This is a genomic window from Stenotrophomonas sp. STEN013, from assembly GCF_056760355.1.
The window spans coordinates 42,494-62,004 of record NZ_JBRREO010000003.1 but is presented as its reverse complement, the minus strand read 5'-3'; the positions used below and the strand labels follow the sequence as shown (position 1 = coordinate 62,004).

The 19,511-nt window shown below is 65.2% G+C and carries 14 protein-coding genes and 1 pseudogene; all 15 read left to right on the top strand.

Annotation, left to right across the window (positions count from 1 at the left end):
- Positions 1 to 11: 11 nt before the first annotated feature.
- The 15 genes and pseudogenes from ACVOMH_RS08105 (at position 12) to ACVOMH_RS08035 (ending at position 19,493) form a co-directional block, all read left to right on the top strand.
- Positions 12 to 752: a flagellar motor protein gene (locus ACVOMH_RS08105; protein WP_057506487.1), complete on the top strand. Its 741-nt coding sequence runs from the start codon at positions 12 to 14 to the stop codon at positions 750 to 752.
- A gap of 3 nt (positions 753 to 755) precedes the next feature.
- Entirely contained in the window at positions 756 to 1,715 is a 960-nt protein-coding gene (motD, locus tag ACVOMH_RS08100; protein WP_057506486.1) for a flagellar motor protein MotD, read from the top strand.
- The gene (locus ACVOMH_RS08095; RefSeq protein ID WP_481551614.1) at positions 1,715 to 2,497 is read left to right on the top strand and encodes a ParA family protein; all 783 of its coding nucleotides are present in this window, start codon (positions 1,715 to 1,717) and stop codon (positions 2,495 to 2,497) included. Before motD ends, ACVOMH_RS08095 begins: the two co-directional genes overlap by 1 nt.
- Positions 2,497 to 3,300 (top strand): annotated as a pseudogene (locus tag ACVOMH_RS08090) (chemotaxis protein CheW); the annotation flags it as partial. The gene ACVOMH_RS08095 and the pseudogene ACVOMH_RS08090, both read left to right, overlap by 1 nt.
- A gap of 102 nt (positions 3,301 to 3,402) precedes the next feature.
- Positions 3,403 to 3,711: an STAS domain-containing protein gene (locus tag ACVOMH_RS08085; protein ID WP_054656754.1), complete on the top strand. Its 309-nt coding sequence runs from the start codon at positions 3,403 to 3,405 to the stop codon at positions 3,709 to 3,711.
- Positions 3,708 to 4,073 carry a response regulator gene (locus ACVOMH_RS08080; RefSeq protein ID WP_054656753.1) on the top strand — a complete coding sequence of 122 codons (366 nt, stop codon included), beginning with the start codon at positions 3,708 to 3,710 and terminating at the stop codon, positions 4,071 to 4,073. The genes ACVOMH_RS08085 and ACVOMH_RS08080 overlap by 4 nt, the downstream gene beginning before the upstream one ends.
- A gap of 33 nt (positions 4,074 to 4,106) precedes the next feature.
- Positions 4,107 to 6,074, top strand: a complete 1,968-nt coding sequence (locus ACVOMH_RS08075; protein ID WP_481551613.1) for a chemotaxis protein CheA — start codon at positions 4,107 to 4,109, stop codon at positions 6,072 to 6,074.
- A gap of 91 nt (positions 6,075 to 6,165) precedes the next feature.
- Entirely contained in the window at positions 6,166 to 7,338 is a 1,173-nt protein-coding gene (locus ACVOMH_RS08070) for an OprO/OprP family phosphate-selective porin (protein WP_481551612.1), read from the top strand.
- Between the two features lie 236 nt (positions 7,339 to 7,574).
- Positions 7,575 to 9,815 carry a methyl-accepting chemotaxis protein gene (locus ACVOMH_RS08065; protein WP_481551611.1) on the top strand — a complete coding sequence of 747 codons (2,241 nt, stop codon included), beginning with the start codon at positions 7,575 to 7,577 and terminating at the stop codon, positions 9,813 to 9,815.
- A 255-nt stretch (positions 9,816 to 10,070) separates the two neighbouring features.
- On the top strand, positions 10,071 to 12,323 hold the full coding sequence (locus ACVOMH_RS08060) for a methyl-accepting chemotaxis protein (RefSeq protein WP_481551610.1): 2,253 nt from the start codon (positions 10,071 to 10,073) through the stop codon (positions 12,321 to 12,323).
- Positions 12,324 to 12,507: 184 nt separating this feature from the next.
- Positions 12,508 to 15,012: a methyl-accepting chemotaxis protein gene (locus ACVOMH_RS08055; protein WP_481551609.1), complete on the top strand. Its 2,505-nt coding sequence runs from the start codon at positions 12,508 to 12,510 to the stop codon at positions 15,010 to 15,012.
- Between the two features lie 156 nt (positions 15,013 to 15,168).
- Entirely contained in the window at positions 15,169 to 15,942 is a 774-nt protein-coding gene (locus ACVOMH_RS08050) for a flagellar brake protein (protein WP_481523794.1), read from the top strand.
- Between the two features lie 89 nt (positions 15,943 to 16,031).
- Complete coding sequence (locus ACVOMH_RS08045; protein ID WP_481523793.1) at positions 16,032 to 16,523, top strand: chemotaxis protein CheW; 492 nt, start codon at positions 16,032 to 16,034, stop codon at positions 16,521 to 16,523.
- 116 nt (positions 16,524 to 16,639) lie between these two features.
- A complete protein-coding gene (locus tag ACVOMH_RS08040) occupies positions 16,640 to 17,026 on the top strand; it encodes a hypothetical protein (protein WP_481523792.1) in 387 nt (128 codons plus the stop codon).
- A gap of 88 nt (positions 17,027 to 17,114) precedes the next feature.
- A complete protein-coding gene (locus ACVOMH_RS08035; RefSeq protein ID WP_481551608.1) occupies positions 17,115 to 19,493 on the top strand; it encodes a methyl-accepting chemotaxis protein in 2,379 nt (792 codons plus the stop codon).
- Positions 19,494 to 19,511 lie beyond the last annotated feature (18 nt).

Genomic DNA, 19,511 nt, shown 5'->3' with positions numbered 1-19,511 from the left:
ATATCTTTCAAATGGACAGACTCAGCATCATCGGACTTTTTCTCGCGCTGGCCTCGCTGGTCGGCGGCAGCATCCTGAAAGGTGCCGGGCTGTCGTCGCTGTGGTCGCCGGCGGCGTTTGTGATCGTCATCGTCGGCACGGCGGCGGCGATCCTGCTGCACACCTCGCCGGCCGTCTTCAAGCACGCCTTCAAGATCGTGCGCTGGGTGGTGCGGCCACCGGAAAGTGACCGTCAGGCATTGATCCAGCAGATCGTGGACTGGAGCAACATCGCCCGCCGCCAGGGTCTGCTCGGGCTGGAACCCCAGGTGGAGCTGCAGGACGACCCGTTCGTACGCAAAGGCCTGCAACTGGTGGTCGATGGCGTGGAGCCGGAAACCATCCGCCACATCATGGAGATCGAACTGGGCAGCCAGGAACACCGTGACCTGGCCGCGACCAAGGTGTTCGAGGGCATGGGCATCTACGCCCCGACCCTGGGCATCATCGGCGCGGTGCTGGGCCTGATCGCGGTCATGAAGAACCTGGCCGATCCGAGCAAGCTTGGTCACGGCATCGCCGCGGCGTTCACCGCCACCATCTACGGCATCGCCTCGGCCAACCTGCTGTTCCTGCCCGTGGCCGCCAAGCTCAAGGGCGTGATCGCCCACAACAGCCGCGAGCACGAGATGATCATCGAAGGGCTGATCGCCATTGCCCAGGGCGAGAACCCGCGCAATATCGAAACCAGCCTGGCCGGCTTCGTGAACTGAGCCATGGCCCGTCGCAAACCACACGAAGAACACGGCAACCACGAGGCATGGGCGATCCCGTATGCCGACCTGATGACGCTGCTGCTCGCCTTTTTCGTGGTGATGTATGCCATTTCCTCGGTCAACGAGGGCAAATACCGGGTGATGGCCGATGCGTTGACCACCGCCTTCGGCGGCGCGCCGCGTACCGTCAGCCAGGTGCAGGTGGGCAACCAGCAGCTGCAGGGGGGCGGTTTTGACAGCCCCTCGGTGATCCGCGCCCCAAGCATGACCGGCGGCGCGATGAATGACCCTACCCGCTTGCCGGCGATGGCCTCGCAGATGCGCATGCCCGTATCGATGCGCGACCACGCGCAGCTGCAACGGGCCGAGCGCCAGCTCAACCAGATCGCCGACCAGCTCAGCGAAGCCCTGGCTCCGCTGGTCAAACAAGGTGTGATCACCGTGCGCCGCACCGAGCTGTGGATCGAGGTCGAGATCAACAGCGACATCCTGTTCGGCACCGGCTCGGCGGCACTGGACCGCGACGCCCGGCAAACCCTGGCCAAACTGGCCGAAGTGCTGCAGGCCGCGCCCAATGGCGTGCGCGTGGAGGGCCATACCGACAACCTGCCGATCGCCACCGCGCAGTTCCCGTCCAACTGGGAACTGTCGGCCGCGCGCGCGGCCAGCGTGGTGCACCTGTTCGCCGACCATGGGGTGCAGCCGGACCGGCTGGCGATGGTGGGCTACGGCGAATTCCGCCCGCGCGACAGCAACACGCTGGCCGAAGGCCGCAACCGCAACCGCCGGGTGATGGTGATCATCCTGGCCGATTCCGCCGCCAGCGTGGACGCGCTGTCCGACGGCATCACCACCGCGGCTGCCGACGCCCCTGCGCCGGCCAGCGCCGGCGACGGCGCCCCCCCGCCAGCCCGGGCCGCCAGCCCGGTCCTGACGGATGCTATTGAAGGAGTGCATTGATGCGTATCTGGGCCGTTGCCAACCAGAAAGGTGGCGTTGGAAAAACCACAACCACGCTGGCGCTGGGCCGCGGCCTGGCCGCGCTGGGCCACAAGGTCCTGCTGATCGACCTGGATCCGCACTCCTCGCTGACCCGCGCGTTCGGCGTCCCGCTCGAACCGGCACCGACCGGCGTGCTGGAGCTGTTCGCCACGCCGCCGGCCGACATCGGCACGCTCAGCCATGCCAGCCGCATTCCCGGCCTGGATTACCTGTGCGCCCAGGCGGCTCTGGCCACGCTGGAGCGCCGCAGCGCCAACCAGCCCGGGCTGGGGCTCGCCCTGCAACAGGCGTTCACCCGCCATGGCGGGCAGCACGACTACATCCTGCTGGACTGCGCGCCCACGCTGGGCCTGCTGATGATCAACGCGCTGGCCGCCGCCGATCGTCTGATCATTCCCACCCAGGCCGAGCCGCTGGCGCTGCACGGGCTCGACGGCATGGTCCGCACGGGCGAGATGGTCGAGCGCTCGCGCCAGCGTCCGCTGCCGATCTCGATCCTGCCGACCTTGTTCGACCGCCGCACCCGCACCGGCAACGAAACCCTCAAGCAGATGCAGGACCGGCACGGCGCGCGTGTCTGGGACGAGGCGATCCCGGTAGACACCAGCATCTCCAACCCGAACGCGCTGACGGTACCGGCGATCGGCGACGCCTATCCCGGTCGTGCGCTGCTGGCCTACCGGCGGGCGCTGGAATGGCTGCGCGGCGCCGATGCCAGCCAGCTGGAGCAGGCGGCATGAGCAACACCGACGTGCTGGATGACTACCTGGGCGAACTGCTGCAAACCGTAGTACCGGCCGCGCCTGCGGCAGCGGTCGAGGCCATCGCCATGGCGCTGCCGGCTGTACCCGAGCCCGAACCGGAACCCGAACCGCTGTCTGAACCACTGCCAGAACCCGCAGCGGCAGGGCCGACAACGGTGTCCGAATCCGAGCCGGCTCCCATCGTCGATGCGGCGCCGGTCGCCGTCGCGGCAGCCGTCGCCGCTCCGGCGCCTGCGACAGCCCCCCCGCCGCGCATGGCGGCGGCGATGCCGCCCGCCCCGGCGACTGGCAATGCCTGGGCCACCTTGCAGGCGCAGGCCCGCGAGGCCTACCAGCCACGCCAGCGCCGAGCCAGCGAGCGCACCTCGCGCTGGCTGCGGTTGCGCTGCGGCGGCCAGACCTATGCGCTGGAACTGCTCAAGGTCCAGGAAGTGGTCCTGCCGGTGCCGCTGCTCGGTCTGCGCGGCACCGCGCCCTCGATGCTGGGCATCATGAACCTGCGCGGCCAGGTGGTTCCGGTGATTGATCTGGGCCTGCACCTGGGCTTTGCACCGATCATCGAGGACAGCCAGACCCGCATCGTGGTGCTGGAAGAGAACGGCGACACCCTGGGACTGCGTGTGTCGGCGGTGGAGGACGTGGCCAACCTGACCGACTCCCAGATCGAGCCACCCGATACCGCGCGCATCTGCCAGATTTCCAACGCGCTGTTCCGTGGCGTGGCCCGCCTTGGCCGGCAACCGATGATCCTGCTGGATGCCGCGCAGCTGCTGCACTGACCCCGGCGCCGCTGCCCTGCCGGCCATCCGGCGCGGCGACAGCGCTAAAGATGCGCCAGAAGCGGCCGCTAATTGCCCTAGTAACGTTCGTCCGGAGCAATGATGAGCACAGTGGCACTGGCGCAGGATCTCGGCATCGAGACCAGCAGCGATTTGAAACAACAGCTTGCCCCCTATCTGGAACAGACCGGCGAGCTGCGCGTGGATGCCAGCCAGGTCGGCCGCATCCACACCGCCGCCGTGCAGGTGCTGTGCGCCTTTGTGATCGCCCGCCGCCAGGCAGGCCATAGCACCGTCTTCGACAACGGCACCAACACCTTCCTCGACGCCGCGCGACTGCTCGGCGTCCTCCAGACCTTCGGGCTGGAAGCAACCTCTGATCAACTGAAATCTGTGGAGAACGCCGCATGAGCGCACGTATCTTGGTGGTGGACGATTCGGCGTCGATGCGCCAGATGGTCTCTTTCGCCCTTACTTCGGCCGGCTATTCCGTCGAGGAGGCCGAAGACGGCGCCGTGGCCCTGGGCCGCGCCAAAGGCCAGCGCTTCAACGCGGTGGTGACCGACGTGAACATGCCCAACATGGACGGCATCTCGCTGATCCGCGAGTTGCGCCAGCTGGCCGACTACAAGTTCACCCCGATGCTGATGCTTACCACCGAATCGGCGGCCGACAAGAAGTCCGAAGGCAAGGCCGCCGGTGCCACCGGCTGGCTGGTGAAGCCGTTCAACCCCGAACAGCTCGTCGCCACCGTCCAGAAAGTCCTGGGCTGATCGCCCTCCCCGCCCCCACCACGGAACCCGCTGATGAGCATGGACCTGCAACGTTTCCACGCCACTTTCTTCGAAGAAAGCCGCGAAGGACTGGACGCAATGGAAGCTGGCCTGCTGGCGCTGGAAGGCGGGCAACTGGATCCGGAGATCATCAACTCGGTGTTCCGCGCCGCCCACTCGATCAAAGGGGGCGCCGGGACGTTCGGCTTCGACGCCATGGCCAATCTGACCCATGTGCTGGAAACGCTGCTGGACGAGCTGCGTGCCGGCAAGCGGGCACTGGAACCGGCCGCCATCGATGCGATGTTGACCTCGGTGGATGTGCTGCGCGCGCTGCTGCGGGAAGTGGAGCATGGCCAGCCGGCCGATCCGCAGGCCGTGCAGGCCGTGACCGCCCGTCTGCAGGCCGTGCTTTCCGGCCAGGCCGCCCCGGTGGCCGCCGCCAAAACCGAAGACGAAACCCCGGACGGCTGGCAGATCGGCTTCACCCCGGCGCCGTCACTGTTCATGAGCGGCAACGACCCGCTGCGCATCATCCGCGAACTGGAGACCCTGGGCTCGTTGCAGGTGGCCGCGCGCGTGGAGCGCCTGCCCGGCTTCAACCAGCTCGATCCGCTGGAAGCCTACCTGGCCTGGGATCTGGGCCTGATCGGCAAGGTGCCACGCAGCAAGATCGAAGACACCTTCGCCTGGGTGGTGGACGACTGCGAGCTGGATATCCGTCCGTCCGCACCGCCGAGTCTGGCGATGCCGGCTATCGAGAACGGCGCCGTCGCCGAACCGGCGCGCTCACCGGCCGCCGCTGCCACCCCCAGCGGCAACAGCCACGAAGCCGAAAGCTCGATCCGTGTCAGCGTGGACAAGGTCGATGCGCTGATCAACCTGGTCGGCGAGCTGGTCATCACCCAGGCCATGCTCAAGCAGGTGTCCGGCGGCCTGGATCCGGTCCACGCCGAACAGCTGTTCGCCGGGCTGGACCTGCTCGAACGCAACACCCGCGACCTGCAGGAAGCCGTCATCAGCGTGCGTATGCTGCCGGTGGACGCCGTGTTCCGCCGCTTCCCGCGGCTGGTCCGTGACCTGTCCTCGCGACTGGGCAAGCAGGTCCGCCTGCGCACGATCGGCGAAGGCACCGAACTGGACAAGGGACTGATCGAGAAGATCGCCGATCCACTGGTCCATCTGGTGCGCAACTCGATCGACCATGGCCTGGAAATGCCCGACGTACGTCGCGCCGCCGGCAAGGACGAGACCGGCACGATCACCCTGGCGGCCTCGCATCAGGGCGGCCATATCGTGATCGAAGTCAGCGACGACGGCCGCGGCCTGAACCGCGCCAAGATTCTGGAAAAAGCCTACGAGCGCGGCCTCAACGTGCCCGACAACCCGACCGATTCGCAGGTCTGGGATCTGATCTTCCAGCCCGGCTTCTCCACCGCCGATGCGGTGACCGAGCTATCCGGACGCGGCGTGGGCATGGACGTGGTCCGCCGCAATATCCAGGCGCTGGGCGGCGAAGTGCAGCTGGAAAGCAATACCGGCGCCGGCACCCGTGTGCTGATCCGGCTGCCGCTGACCCTGGCCATCCTCGACGGCATGACCGTGTCGGTAGCCGGTGAAACCCTGATCCTGCCGCTGGCCTACGTGCTCGAAGCGCTGCAGCCCCAGGCCGATGACATCCGCACCATGGCCGGCGAAGGCCGTGTGCTGCGCGTGCGGGGCGAGTACCTGCCGATCCTGTCGCTGAGTGAGCACTATGGCTACAGCGGCCGGACCAATGCCGATCCGCTGGTGGTCGTGGTCGAGGGCGATGGCCAGAAGATCGCACTGGAAGTGGATGAACTGGTCGGCCAGCAACAGGTGGTGGTCAAGAACATCGAGAACAACTATCGCCGCATCGCCGGCGTCTCCGGCGCCACCATCCTCGGCGATGGACGCGTGGCGTTGATTGTCGATATCGGCGGACTGGTCCGCTCGCTGCGCATGCAGCAAGCCGCCTGAGCCACGGCTGATCATCCCCGTTCCATCCGCAGCGCCATGATCTTCCGGTCATGGCGCTTCTTCTTGTGCATTTTCCCTGCCGTGGATCCGCATGAAACGTATCGCCCTGCCCTGCCTGCTGTTGTGCGTGACCCTGCCCGCCGCGGCCCAGACCCAGACATGGCCCCCCCGGCTGAAAACCGCCAGCGGCGACGAGCTGACGCTGACCGGCAACGTCGCCTACGACGCCGCCGATTTCTCGGGAAGCGGACATGCCGGTGCCGTGCTGCATGACGAAACCGGTTGGCGCCGAAAGGAGTTCGGCATCGGCTACAAGCGCGCCGGCCGCTATGACGTCACTGTCGGCTACGACTTCCAGTCAAAGACCTGGCTGGATGTGGCGCTGCGCCTGGAGACCAAGGCACTGTTCGGTCGGGACCTGGGCAAACTGCGTCTGGGCCAGAGCAAGATGGCAGTGGGATTCGAGGGGGCGACCGCATCACGTGCCGGCAGCTACATCGAAGCCTCGCTGCCGACCCAGGCGTTCTATGAAAGCCGCCGCACCGGTGTGGACTGGGCATACGAGCAGCCTCTGTACATCCTCAACGCCGGGTACTACTTCGGCTCCGATCTGCAGGGCAACAACCGGGGCGACACCGCTGCGGCGCGGTTGGCATGGACACCCTGGAAGGCATCGGGAAACGTTCTCCACCTGGGCGTGTCCGCCTCGAAGGAATCCCCGGAAGGCGAAGTCGACGGACGCGACCAGTACCGCGCACCCACCGCCCGTTGGCGGGCGCGTGCCGGTTCAGCGCTGACCACCGACCGGCTGGTCGACTCGGGCACCCTGCGGGACATCCAGCAATTGCAGCGTCGGGGGATTGAAGCGCTGTGGATCAACGGGCCGTGGTCGCTGCAGGGCGAATACCAGCAACAGACGGCCCGGCGCGGCAGCGGCCTTCCGGACTACCGCGGGTATGGCAGCTATGCCAGCGCCAGCTGGCTGGTGACCGGCGAATCCCGTCCGTACTCCGCCGGCAATGTCGGCAACCCCAAACCGGGCCATCGCCATGGCGCAGTCGAACTGCTGCTGCGCCGCGATCACCTTGATCTGGACGACGCCGGCATCGCCGGCGGTCGCGCCAGAAGCTGGACGCTGGGTGCCAACTGGTACCTGGGGCCGAACCTGAAGTTCCAGGGCAACTACGTCCGTGCCGACGCCCGGCGGGCTGGGTCCCACGTCGACCCGCATCTGCTGAGCCTGCGCGCACAGCTGCATTTCTGACCACCGCAAAAACCCTGACCGCCGCGCCACCGCGCGGTCCTGGGCGGCAGACGGCGCCTTCGCAACGCCCTTTCGCGGCCGCACTTCAGGAAATTCCGCGCGCGCCGCTACCCGTATCAGCCCGGCTGCCACCGGGCAAAGAACGCGCTTTCGAACACCTTTTCTCTCCCCCGTTGTGCCCGATCTGGCGCTTCTGGCGGGCATGCCCTACCTGTAGTCGATTCGGAGAGTCTGTAATGGAGTTCTTTCGCAACCTCACGATCGCACGGAAACTTGCGATCGCATTCACGCTGACAACACTGACCACCATTGTGCTGGGCGGTTTTGCCCTGTTGCGACTGGATGCCGCCAACAACCAGCTGCAAGCCGTCAGCAACCGCGACATGCCGTCGGTGCAATACATCGGCGAAATCCGCTCCCAGCTGGGCGAGTACCGCACCTTCGAGATCGCCCAGCTCACCCGTCTGAACGAGCCCGAGGCGGTCGCCGACTACGACCGCCGCATGGCCGAGATCGAAGATGCTGTCGCCAAACTCAAGACCCGCTATGAAGCGCTCCACAGCGACAGCCAGGAAAAAGCCCTGTACGCCAAGGTCGCTTCCGCGCTGGAAGACTATTTCGCCGCGCACCGCCTGATCGAACAGGCCCTGGCCAGCGGTGATCCGGTCAGCGCGCAGGCGGTCTCCGACGAGCAGTCCCGCCCCAAACGCCGGGTGCTGTTCGATGCCTTGAAGGCCTTGAACGAGTACAGCGTCGCCACCCTCGACAGCCAGATCGCCAACGCCAACCGCAGCCACAGCCGTAGCAGCATGGCCATCGTGCTGTCGATCATTGCACTGGCACTGTTGTCAGCCGGATTGGGCATGCTGATTGTGCGTGCCATCGTACGGCCCCTGGGTGATGCCGTCCGCGTCGCCAACGATGTGGCCGCCGGCAAACTCGAAGGAAGCATCGACAGTTCGCGGCAGGACGAAGTGGGCAAGCTGCTCAGCGCGATGCAGCGCATGCAGGCCCAGCTGCGGGCGGTGATCGATGCACAGGTTGAAATGTCACGCCAGCACGATGGCGGCAGCATCAGCTACCGCATCGACGCCGATGCCTTCCCCGGCGACTACAGGGTGATGGTGGCCGAGACCAACAATCTGGTCACCAACCATATCAACGTGAAAATGCAGGCCATCGGGATCGTCCAGCGCTATGCCATCGGCGACCTGACGCCGGATATGCCGGTGTTGCCGGGCGAGAAGCGTGTCATCACCGACACCATGGCGACGATCAAGCAGAACCTGGCCGCCATCAACAGCGAGATCAAGCGCCTGGCCTCGGCCGCAGCCGTCGGCGACTTCAAACAGCGCGGCGATCTGGACGCCTACCAGCACGATTTCCGTGACATGGTGGCCGGCCTGAACAGCCTGATGGAAACCACCGATGACAACCTGCTGGAAGTCTCCCGACTGCTGCAGGCCATCGCAAGTGGCGACCTGAGCGCGCGGATGCACGGCCAATTCCATGGCGTGTTCGCCACCATGCGCGACGACGCCAATGCCACTGTCTCGCAGTTGACCGGCATTGTCGGCCGCATCCAGCACGCGGCATCGAGCATCAACCAGGCCGCCGGCGAGATCGCCACCGGCAACCAGGATCTGTCGCAGCGGACCGAGCAACAGGCCGCCAACCTGGAGGAAACCGCCGCCTCGATGGAGGAGCTGACCTCCACCGTGCGCCAGAACGCCGAATCGGCCCGCCAGGCCAACCAGCTGGCCATCGGCGCGCACACCGTCGCCTCACAGGGCGGTGAAGTGGTCGGCCAGGTGGTGGCCACGATGGATGCCATCGAGGGTTCATCGAAGAAGATCGCCGACATCATCTCGGTGATCGATGGCATCGCCTTCCAGACCAACATCCTGGCGCTCAACGCGGCGGTGGAAGCGGCGCGCGCCGGCGAACAGGGCCGTGGTTTCGCCGTGGTCGCCAGTGAAGTGCGTACCCTGGCCCAGCGCTCGGCCGCGGCTGCCAAGGAGATCAAGGAGCTGATCGATGCATCTGTGCAGAATGTCACCGGCGGCAGCAAGCTGGTCCGCCAGGCCGGCTCCACCATGGGCGAGATCGTCTCTTCGGTGCAGCGCGTGACCGACATCATGGCCGAGATTTCCGCCGCCTCGCAGGAGCAAAGCGCAGGCATCGAGCAGGTCAACCAGACGGTGATGCAGATGGACGAAACCACCCAGCAGAACGCCGCGCTGGTGGAGGAAGCCACCGCCGCCGCGCGCGCGATGGAAGAACAGGCCCGGTTGCTGGCCGCTGCTGTGGCGGTATTCCGTTTGGATGCCACCGCTGCCCCCGCGGCGATGGCACACGTGCACCGTGCCCCGGCGATTCCCGCACTGAAACCGGCACGGCAGCCGCGCGCGATGACCGCCAATACACGTCCACTCCCGCTTCCCTCCAGCAACGAGGACAGCTGGCAGGAGTTCTGAAACCCGCCGCAGCCATGTTCGTCGCGCTTGCAGCCCTCGCCCCTTCGGGCGGGGGCTTTTTACTTCACAAACAGGCCCCTCATGTCGCCGCGCATTCACGCAAGTGATTATTTTGCATAGACATTTCAGACCATCCAAAAGCGTCTTTTACTCAAGCGACACCGTCCCAAGCCGCTATCAGTCCAGGCAACGACGAAGCCGCCTCCCCAGCAGCCTCGGCCCCCTCCCCTGTTCCGATACGAGCACCTGATTCCCATGAAGTGGTTCCTTGACCTTCCCATTGCCCGAAAGCTGGCAGTGGCATTCACCGTAACGACGCTGATGACCATCGCCTTGGGCGTGTTGTCTTTGATGCGCCTGTCCGCACTGAACACGCAGCTGGAGGCGATCCGCGACAACTGGATGCCGGCGGTGGAACATCTGGGCGAAATGCGCGCCTCGCTGGGCGAGTTCCGCACCTTCGAGCTGGCCCGCATCGCCCGCAGGAACGATCCGCAGGAGGCCGACCGTTTCATCGCGCAACTGGCCAGCGCCCGCAGCGTCATCGAGAACGCCGAGAAGGCCTACGACGCGATTCCCAGCGAATCCAGTACCAACGAGCGTGCGATCTACGACCGCGTCATCGCCGCACGGGTGGCCTATTTCGCCGCCCATGAACGTCTGGCTGCGGCCCTGGATGAGCGCGACCATGATGCGGCGGAACTGATCTCGACCACGGAGTCGAATCCGGCGCGCTACGCCCTGTTCGGTGCGGTCAAGGAGCTGTCGGACTACAACATCAAGCATCTCAACCAGCAGATCGATGAGACCAGCGCCATCTATCGCAACACCGTGATCGTCACGCTGGTCGTGATGACGGCACTGGTGCTGCTGGCCGTACTGCTGGGTTGGGCAATCGCCCGCTCCATCGTCAGTCCACTGCGCAATGCCAGCCAGGTCGCACACGCCATCGCCCGCGGCCAGCTCGACAACCGGATCCTGATTGAGGCCCGCGATGAATCCGGCCAGCTGCTGCAGAGCATGGACGAGATGCAGAACCAGTTGCGCGCGGTCATCACCGCCCAGCGGGAGATGGCCACACTTCACGACGAGGGCCAGATCAGCTTCCGCATCGACCACAACCGTTTCCCCGGCGACTACGGGCTGATGGTGGCCGAACTCAACGCCCTGGTCGGCAGTCATATCGATGCGGCCAACGCGGTCAGCGCGCTGATGGGGCGCTATGCCATTGGCGACCTGAGTGAAAACTTCCTGCGCTTGCCCGGCGAGAAGGCGGTGCTCACCCAGACCATGGATACGGTCAAAGCCAACCTGTTGGCCATCAGCAACGAGATCGGCACCTTGAGCCAGGCGGCGGTGCGCGGCGATTTCTCCGCACGCGGCGACGAATCGCGCTTCCAGTTCGGCTTCCGCGACATGGTGTCGGACCTGAACCAGCTGATGGCCCGCTCCGATGCCAACCTGCACTCCCTGTCGGTGCTGCTGCAGGCCATTGCCGAAGGCGACCTGACCCAGCGCATGCAGGGGGATTTCCAAGGGGTATTCGCGCAGATGCGCGACGACGCCAATATCACAGTGGAAAAACTGACCGATATCGTCAGCCGTATCCAGGGAGCCGCAGGCAGCATCAACCTCGCCGCCAGCGAGATCGCCACCGGCAACCAGGACCTGTCGCAGCGTACCGAGCAGCAGGCCGCCAATCTGGAGGAAACCGCCGCATCGATGGAGGAACTGACCTCCACCGTCCGCCAGAACGCCGAGCATGCCCGTCAGGCCAACCAGCTGGCGATCGGCGCGCATACCATCGCGTCCCAGGGGGGCGAAGTCGCCCTGCAGATGGTCACCACGATGACCGCGATCGAGCAGTCGTCGAAGAAGATCGCCGACATCATCACGGTGATCGACGGCATCGCCTTCCAGACCAACATCCTGGCGCTCAACGCCGCGGTGGAAGCGGCGCGTGCCGGCGAACAGGGCCGCGGCTTCGCCGTGGTCGCCTCGGAAGTGCGCACCTTGGCACAGCGTTCGGCCGCAGCCGCCAAGGAGATCAAGACCCTGATCGATGACTCGGTGGAGAAAGTGTCAGAAGGCTCCGCGCTGGTGCACCAGGCCGGCACCACGATGGGCGAAATCGTCGGCAGCGTACAACGCGTGACCGACATCATGGCCGAGATCTCCGCCGCCTCGCAGGAGCAGTCGGCCGGCATCGAGCAGGTCAGCCAGACCGTGATGCAGATGGATGAAAGCACCCAGCAGAACGCCGCGCTGGTGGAAGAAGCCACCGCCGCCGCCCGCGCGATGGAAGAACAGGCCAGCGCCCTGAGCCAGACGGTCGCCCTGTTCCGGCTCGACAGCCGTCACGCCACGAATGGAATAGCGCCAGCACGTAGCAAGCTGACGGCAAAAGCATCCCGCGCGACAACCACAGCTCCGATCAAGCCAGCACTTCGCAAGACCGTGCGCGCAGAGCAGGCAATGATCGACGCCGGCAACTGGCAGGAGTTCTGAACGACACCGCAGCCCCGCCAGACGGGGGCTTGGGGCCTGGGTCTTTGCTGAGCTTGATGGTCCTCGTTGCAACCGATATCGGGAAACCAACAACGAACTGACACCGCAACAGCCAACCCTGCTCCAACCGGATCAGCCAGGACAGGAACCTCGCGTAAGAAAGTGGCTGAGAACCGCGCACAGAATGCCTGCACGGTGGATATCACTGCAGAAACCCGGCGCCCTGCCGATATCAGGGCGCTGGGGAGCGTTTCGCGAGGAACCCACGGTCCCAGCCACCCCTTCTTTCGACTCAAGTGCATCCGCCATGAAGTCAAGTCTGTTGCTCCGTGCGTTCCGCGATCTACCTTTGAAAAAGAAGTTCATGCTGATGCTCGCGGTACTGGCTGTCGGCATCGTCACGCTGTGCGTGGTCACCGCACAGCGCAACCACTCCGAGCTGATCCAGAATGAGCGCAACACGCTGCATACCCGGGTGGAAGCGGCGCTGGCGTTGGCAAACAGTTACGCTGACCGCGCCGAAGCAGGCGAGCTGAGTCAAGACCAAGCGCAGCAGCTGGCCCTGTCCGCACTTGAATCGCTGCGCAGCGCCAACGGCAGCGATTACGTCTGGGTCAATGACCTGCACCCCACCATGCTGATGCACCCCCACCAGAAGGCACTGAACGGCACAGACCTCAGCAACTCGACAAGTGCCGATGGCAAAAAGATCTTCGTTGAGATGGCCCGTCTGGGCCGCGTCAGCGGCGGTGGCTTCCTCGATTACACCTGGCCCAAGCCCGGCACCGATGCCGCTGTGCAGAAAATCTCCTATGTCGGCCTGCACAAACGCTGGGGCTGGATCATCGGCAGCGGTGAATATACCGATGATATTGAAGCCCGCGCCTGGAGCTTCACCCGTGCACTGATTATTGCCTGCACGCTGGTCATGCTTTCCGCCCTGCTGCCGTGCCTGTATATCGCCCGCTCGATACTTGGCCCGCTGTCCGCCGCATCCAGGGCAGTTCGCGCAGTTGCCGAAGGCGATCTTTCAGTGCGCCCCCTGCCTGAAGCGTGTGACGAGATTGGGCGGATCCATGCCGACATCGGCCACATGGTTGTGCAGCTGCGCTCGCGCAATGAGCGCGACCAGGCGTTGGCGACCGAGAACCTGCGCATCCGTACCGCACTGGATGATGTCACCACCAACATCATGATTTCCGATGCGGACCTCAACATCCTCTATGCCAACCGGTCACTGTTCCAGATGCTGGAAAAGGCCGAACACGATATCCGCCGCGACTTGCCTGCGTTCAACACCACAACACTCATCGGCGCCAATATCGACAGCTTCCACAAGAAGCCAGCACATCAACGGCACGTACTGAGTGAGTTGCGCGGCACCCATCGTGGACAGATCTCGCTCGGCGACCACGTGCTGCGGCAGATCATCAACCCGGTCCGCGACGACGAAGGCACCCTGCTCGGCTTTGTCGTGGAGTGGGCCGACCGGACCGAGGAGGTTCGGGTCGAACGGGAAGTCAGCCACATCGTGGAAGCCGCCGCGCGCGGCGACCTGTCAAAACGCATCGGACTGGAAGGCAAGGAAGGGTTCCTGCTCCAGCTTTCAGATCAGCTCAATGGCTTGCTGGAAACCTTCAATGGCAGCATCGGCCAGGTCTCGAGGGTACTGACAGCGTTGTCCAGCGGCGATCTGACCCAGCGCATGCACGGCGACTTCCATGGCGTGTTCGCGCAGATCCGTGACGATGCCAACACCACCATCGCGCAGCTGACCACGATCATCGGCGACATCCAGGGCGCAGCATCGGGCATCAATCTTGCCGCCCATGAAATCGCCAGCGGCAACCAGGATCTGTCGCAGCGCACCGAGCAGCAGGCCGCCAATCTGGAAGAAACCGCCGCCTCGATGGAGGAGCTGACCTCCACCGTCCGCCAGAATGCCGAACACGCACGTCAGGCCAACCAGTTGGCCATCGGCGCCCATGGTGTCGCCTCGCAAGGAGGCAAGGTGGTTACCCAGGTAGTCACCACCATGACGGCGATCGAACAGTCGTCGAAGAGAATCGCCGACATCATCTCGGTGATCGACGGCATCGCCTTCCAGACCAATATCCTGGCACTGAACGCCGCGGTCGAAGCCGCTCGCGCGGGCGAACAGGGTCGCGGCTTTGCCGTGGTGGCCTCAGAAGTACGTGGGTTGGCCCAGCGCTCGGCCGCAGCGGCCAAGGAGATCAAAAGCCTGATCGACGACTCCGTGGAAAATGTGTCCGAAGGCTCCGCACTGGTGCGTCAGGCCGGCGCCACCATGGACGAGATCGTCGGCAGCGTGCAGCGTGTGACCGACATCATGGCCGAGATCTCGTCCGCCTCGCAGGAGCAGTCGGCCGGCATCGAGCAGGTCAACCAGACCGTGGTACAGATGGACGAGACCACCCAGCAGAACGCCGCGCTGGTGGAAGAAGCCACCGCCGCCGCGCGCGCGATGGAAGATCAGGCCAACGCACTCAGCAAGGCCGTTGCGCTGTTCCAGCTGTCAACGACCGTGCCAGCTCCCGTGGCAAAGGTCGCCAAGGTTGCGAGCAAAATACCGAGCGATGCGGCACACGCACGGCCGGTGCTGCGCGCAAAAGCCCCATCAGCGCCTCGTTCTGCGATCACAAGCGGCCAGGACTGGAGCGAGTTCTGATGCACCGTCGTGGAGGCGCCCCGGCACCTCCACGGCCGCAGATCGGCCCGGGACGCGTTACGGACCGGGCTAAAGCAATGGGAAAAGTGGCCGATATCACAGTTTGGCGCTATAGATAGCGTTTCCTGCAGCCCTTGGCCTACTTGCTTACCGATCATGTCCGAGCTTGTACAGACCACCGCCAGCATTCCCTCCTTCGACGGCAATCTCTATGCCGACGACAAATACATCGTCCGCAATCCGCGCCAGATCCAGCTCCTGCTGCAGGCCCTGATCGACCAGCGCGCCACGGTGACGGCCCACCCGGAGGGACGCGAGAACGGATTCCCGACCGCGGTGCTGGAGCTGGACGGCGACACCCTGCTGCTCGACGGCAGCCCGCTGGCGGCAGTCAACCGCGATGCCGCCAATGCGGACTACCTGCTGTGCTTCGCCCTGGTGGACAAGGTCACCGTGCGCTTCCGTCTGCCACAGCTCGAACGCATCGAGGAGCACGGCCGGACCGCGTTCCGCGTCGAGGTACCGGACGAGATCCACCACCTGCAGCGCCGCGACTTCTATCGGCTGGAAACGCCAATTGGCGATTCCCCACACTGCACCCTGCCCATCACCGGCGATGAGGAACCACGCGCCTGGCGGGTGGTCGATATCAGCGCCGGCGGCATCGCCCTGCTATTCCCCGCGGACACCGTGCCACTGCAACTGCAGCAGCGCTATCGCGGCTGCGAACTCCGGCTGCCCGACACGCCGCCCATTCCCGTCACACTGATCGTCTGCAACCAGCGGCTGCAGAAACAGCCCAACGGCAGCGAGCAGCTACGCGTCGGACTGCGCTTTGATGACCTGCCGCGCGGCGCCGACGCGATGATCCAGCGCTACATCTTCCGCGTGGACCGCGAGCGCAAGGCCCGCCTGAACGGCGACTTCTGAGGCGCGGGACCTAAAGTCCTGGCGGCAAACGCCGATACCGGAGCTGTACCCAGCTCCGCACCGGCTCGACGCCAAGACCAGGAACCGCCATGAACGACACCCGCACGCTCGCCGCCAGCACTGGCGGTGAATACCTCAGCTTCACTCTCGGCAACGAGCACTACGGCGTGGATATCCTGAAAGTGCAGGAAATCCGCGGCTACGATTCGGTCACGCGCGTGCCCGATGCCCCCGACTACATTAAAGGCGTGATCAATCTGCGCGGCACCATCGTCCCGGTGATCGACCTGCGCCTGAAACTGCGCCTGGACGAGGCCCGCTACGACGCCTTCACCGTGATGATCGTGCTCAACGTCGAAGACCGGGTGGTCGGCATCGTGGTGGACAGCGTCTCGGACGTGATTCCGCTGACCGGCGACCAGATCCGCCCGACCCCCGAGTTCGGCGCTGCCGTCGACACACGGGTCATTTCCGGCATCGGTACGCACGACGACAAGATGCTGATCCTGCTGGATATCGAGACCCTGCTGGACATCACCGACCTCGGCCAGACCACCGCCCTGGAAGAAGCGTCCGCCTGAAACTGCGAATTGCATCGCATTTCCAAGCACACCCCTCAAGCACCGGCTCTCGCGGCCGATAGCGACATCATGTCCGCCTCCCCGCGGAACCCCAACACGCCATCCCGGAGATACCGATGTACAAGCATCTGACCCCGCTGCTCACGGCTGCTGTTCTGGCCACCGCCTCGTTCAATGCCGCTGCCGACACCGCGGAGATGATTCCGCCGGAGAACGCCGCGCGCTTTGCCGGCAAGGACGGCATGGTCTGCGGGAAGGTGGAGAAGGCCCGCTATGCCGAAGGTTCCGAAGGCCAGCCGACCTTCCTGCACATGGGCGGCGCGTTCCCGCGCCACACGTTCTCCGCACGGATCGCGGGCGCCAACCGCGGCAAGTTCGGTTTTCCGCTGGAGTCACTGGAAGGCAAGACGGTCTGCGTGATCGGCAAGATCCAGCGTGATTCCTCGCGCGCCGAAATCGAAGTCACCGCTCCGGCGGGTCTGAAGCTGGCGAACATCAAGTAAGCAGCAACCTGCCCGTCACCATGCCGGCGGCTGCCGGCATGGTTCTCCTGCCGCGCTGGCGGGGTTTGCCATCGGAGATCTTGCACAAATGCAGTGGATCCACTCCCTGAAACTCAAGCCGAAGCTGCTGCTGACCTTCGGCGTCGTTCTGTTTTTCATGTTGCTGCAGGGCATCGTTGCCTACCGCGGCCTGCACTCGCTGAACAACGTCACCAGCGACCTGACCGAAAAGCGCACCCCCAGCCTGCGCACCACCGGCGAGCTGGGCGGACTGGTCAGCGAATATCGCAATACCGAGTATCAGGGCCTGATCCGTGCCAGTGCCGAGGTCAAGGCGGACGCCAAGGCGCGCTCCGTCGCGCTGCGCAAACAGATCGACACCATCATTGCCGACTATCCGAAGCTGATCGACGATGCCGGGCAGAAGAAACTGTTCGACGCGTTTGCAAGCGACTGGACTGCCGCACTGGCCTCCTATGACGCCGTCAACGAGATGCTGGAGCTGGACCTGCCGGATGACGCCATCGACACCTTCGTCGGCGAAACCCGCACCCTGCACCGCAAGGCCTACGCCTCGTTGCAGGAACTGGCGGCCAACGACAATGCGCGGGCCCAGGCCGCAGGCGAGCGCGCGCAAGAAACCTATTCCGCTTCGGCCGTGCTCACCGTCATCGCGGTCCTGATCGGCGCGGCCGCCGGCCTGCTGCTGGTGTGGCTGTTCGCCCGCTCGCTGGTCAGCTCGATGCGCGGTGCCGTAGCGGTGGCCAATGATGTGGCCAGCGGCCGCCTGGATGGCACGATCGATGTTTCGCGCGCCGATGAAGTCGGCGACCTGCTGCGCGCGATGCAGCGCATGCAGCGCGATCTGCGTGAGCGGATCGAACGCGATGCGGCCGTCGCCGCGGAGAACCTGCGCATCCGTACCGCGCTGGACTACTCTTCCACGGGCGTATACCTGACCAACACCGACCTGGAAATCGTCTACGCCAACCGTGCGCTGCGCGATACGCTGGTGGAGTACAGCGACGACATCGCCGGCGAACTGAGCCACTACGATGCCGGCAAGCCGCTGGTCGGGCAGCCGGTCACCGCACTGGAACACAACGGCGAAGTGGACGGCCACGTGATCGACGTGCTGGAGAAGACCGGTGTATTCAAGCGGGACATGCGCTTCGGCCAGGCCGAGTTCGCCCAGACCATCTCGGTGATCCGCGATGAGAGCGGCACGCCGGTTGGCCATGTCGTGGAATGGCGCGACCGCACCACCGAAGCACTGGTGGAGCGCGAAGTGGCAGGTGTGATCGAAGCCGCCGCGGCGGGCGATCTGAGCGGCCGCATCGACACCCAGGGCAAGGAGGGCTTCTTCCTGTCGCTGGCCAGCCAGCTCAACAGCCTGCTCGACGCCAACGCGACGAGCCTGGCGCAGATCTCCGATCTGCTGTCGGCGCTGTCGCGTGGCGATCTCACCGTGCGCATGCAGGGTGATTTCCAGGGCGTGTTCGCGACCATGCGCGACGACGCCAACGCCACGGCTGAGCAGCTGACCGGCATCGTCAGCCGCATCAAGCAGTCCTCGGTGTCGATCAATGCGGCTGCAACCGAGATCGCCAGCGGCAACAGCGATCTGTCGCGCCGCACCGAGCAGCAGGCGGCCAACCTGGAGGAGACCGCGGCCTCGATGGAGGAACTGACCTCCACCGTGCGCCAGAACGCCGAGTCGGCCCGCCAGGCCAACCAGCTCGCCATCGGCGCCGCTTCGGTGGCTTCGCAAGGGGGCGATGTGGTCAGCCAGGTCGTCACCACGATGACTGGCATCGAAGCCTCGTCGAAGAAGATCGCCGAGATCATCTCGGTCATCGATGGCATCGCCTTCCAGACCAACATCCTGGCACTCAACGCCGCCGTCGAGGCTGCTCGCGCCGGTGAACAGGGCCGTGGCTTTGCCGTGGTGGCCTCGGAAGTGCGCACCCTGGCACAGCGCTCGGCAGGCGCCGCCAAGGAGATCAAGGGCCTGATCGATGATTCGGTCAGCAAGGTGGCCGATGGCTCGGCCCTGGTGCGCAAGGCCGGCTCCACGATGGGCGAGATCGTGGCCTCGGTACAGCGCGTGACCGATATCATGGCCGAGATCTCCGCCGCTTCGCAGGAGCAGTCGGCCGGCATCGAACAGGTCAACCAGACCGTGGTGCAGATGGACGAGACCACCCAGCAGAACGCCGCCCTGGTGGAGGAAGCCACCGCCGCCGCACGCTCGATGGAAGAACAGGCCGGCCACCTGGCCGACGTGGTGTCGGTGTTCCAGCTGGAGGAAAGCCAGCTGGAGACCCGCGCGCCGTCCACCATCGCCGCTGCCCAACCTGTGCCGCGCAAGCCGGCCCCTGCCCCGGAACCCACGCCACGGCGCCGCAGCGCCAGCCCCAGAACCGCAGTGGCCGAACTGGCCGACTCGGACTGGCAGGAGTTCTGATCCACCCAAAACCCCGGC

Coding starts and splice junctions, on each gene's coding strand:
- ACVOMH_RS08040 (WP_481523792.1), top strand. CDS start 16,640: ATGTACAAGCATCTGACCCCGCTGCTCACGGCTGCTGTTCTGGCCACC.
- ACVOMH_RS08065 (WP_481551611.1), top strand. CDS start 7,575: ATGGAGTTCTTTCGCAACCTCACGATCGCACGGAAACTTGCGATCGCA.
- ACVOMH_RS08035 (WP_481551608.1), top strand. CDS start 17,115: ATGCAGTGGATCCACTCCCTGAAACTCAAGCCGAAGCTGCTGCTGACC.
- ACVOMH_RS08060 (WP_481551610.1), top strand. CDS start 10,071: ATGAAGTGGTTCCTTGACCTTCCCATTGCCCGAAAGCTGGCAGTGGCA.
- motD (WP_057506486.1), top strand. CDS start 756: ATGGCCCGTCGCAAACCACACGAAGAACACGGCAACCACGAGGCATGG.
- ACVOMH_RS08050 (WP_481523794.1), top strand. CDS start 15,169: ATGTCCGAGCTTGTACAGACCACCGCCAGCATTCCCTCCTTCGACGGC.
- ACVOMH_RS08070 (WP_481551612.1), top strand. CDS start 6,166: ATGAAACGTATCGCCCTGCCCTGCCTGCTGTTGTGCGTGACCCTGCCC.
- ACVOMH_RS08055 (WP_481551609.1), top strand. CDS start 12,508: ATGCCTGCACGGTGGATATCACTGCAGAAACCCGGCGCCCTGCCGATA.
- ACVOMH_RS08075 (WP_481551613.1), top strand. CDS start 4,107: ATGAGCATGGACCTGCAACGTTTCCACGCCACTTTCTTCGAAGAAAGC.
- ACVOMH_RS08080 (WP_054656753.1), top strand. CDS start 3,708: ATGAGCGCACGTATCTTGGTGGTGGACGATTCGGCGTCGATGCGCCAG.
- ACVOMH_RS08095 (WP_481551614.1), top strand. CDS start 1,715: ATGCGTATCTGGGCCGTTGCCAACCAGAAAGGTGGCGTTGGAAAAACC.
- ACVOMH_RS08105 (WP_057506487.1), top strand. CDS start 12: ATGGACAGACTCAGCATCATCGGACTTTTTCTCGCGCTGGCCTCGCTG.
- ACVOMH_RS08085 (WP_054656754.1), top strand. CDS start 3,403: ATGAGCACAGTGGCACTGGCGCAGGATCTCGGCATCGAGACCAGCAGC.
- ACVOMH_RS08045 (WP_481523793.1), top strand. CDS start 16,032: ATGAACGACACCCGCACGCTCGCCGCCAGCACTGGCGGTGAATACCTC.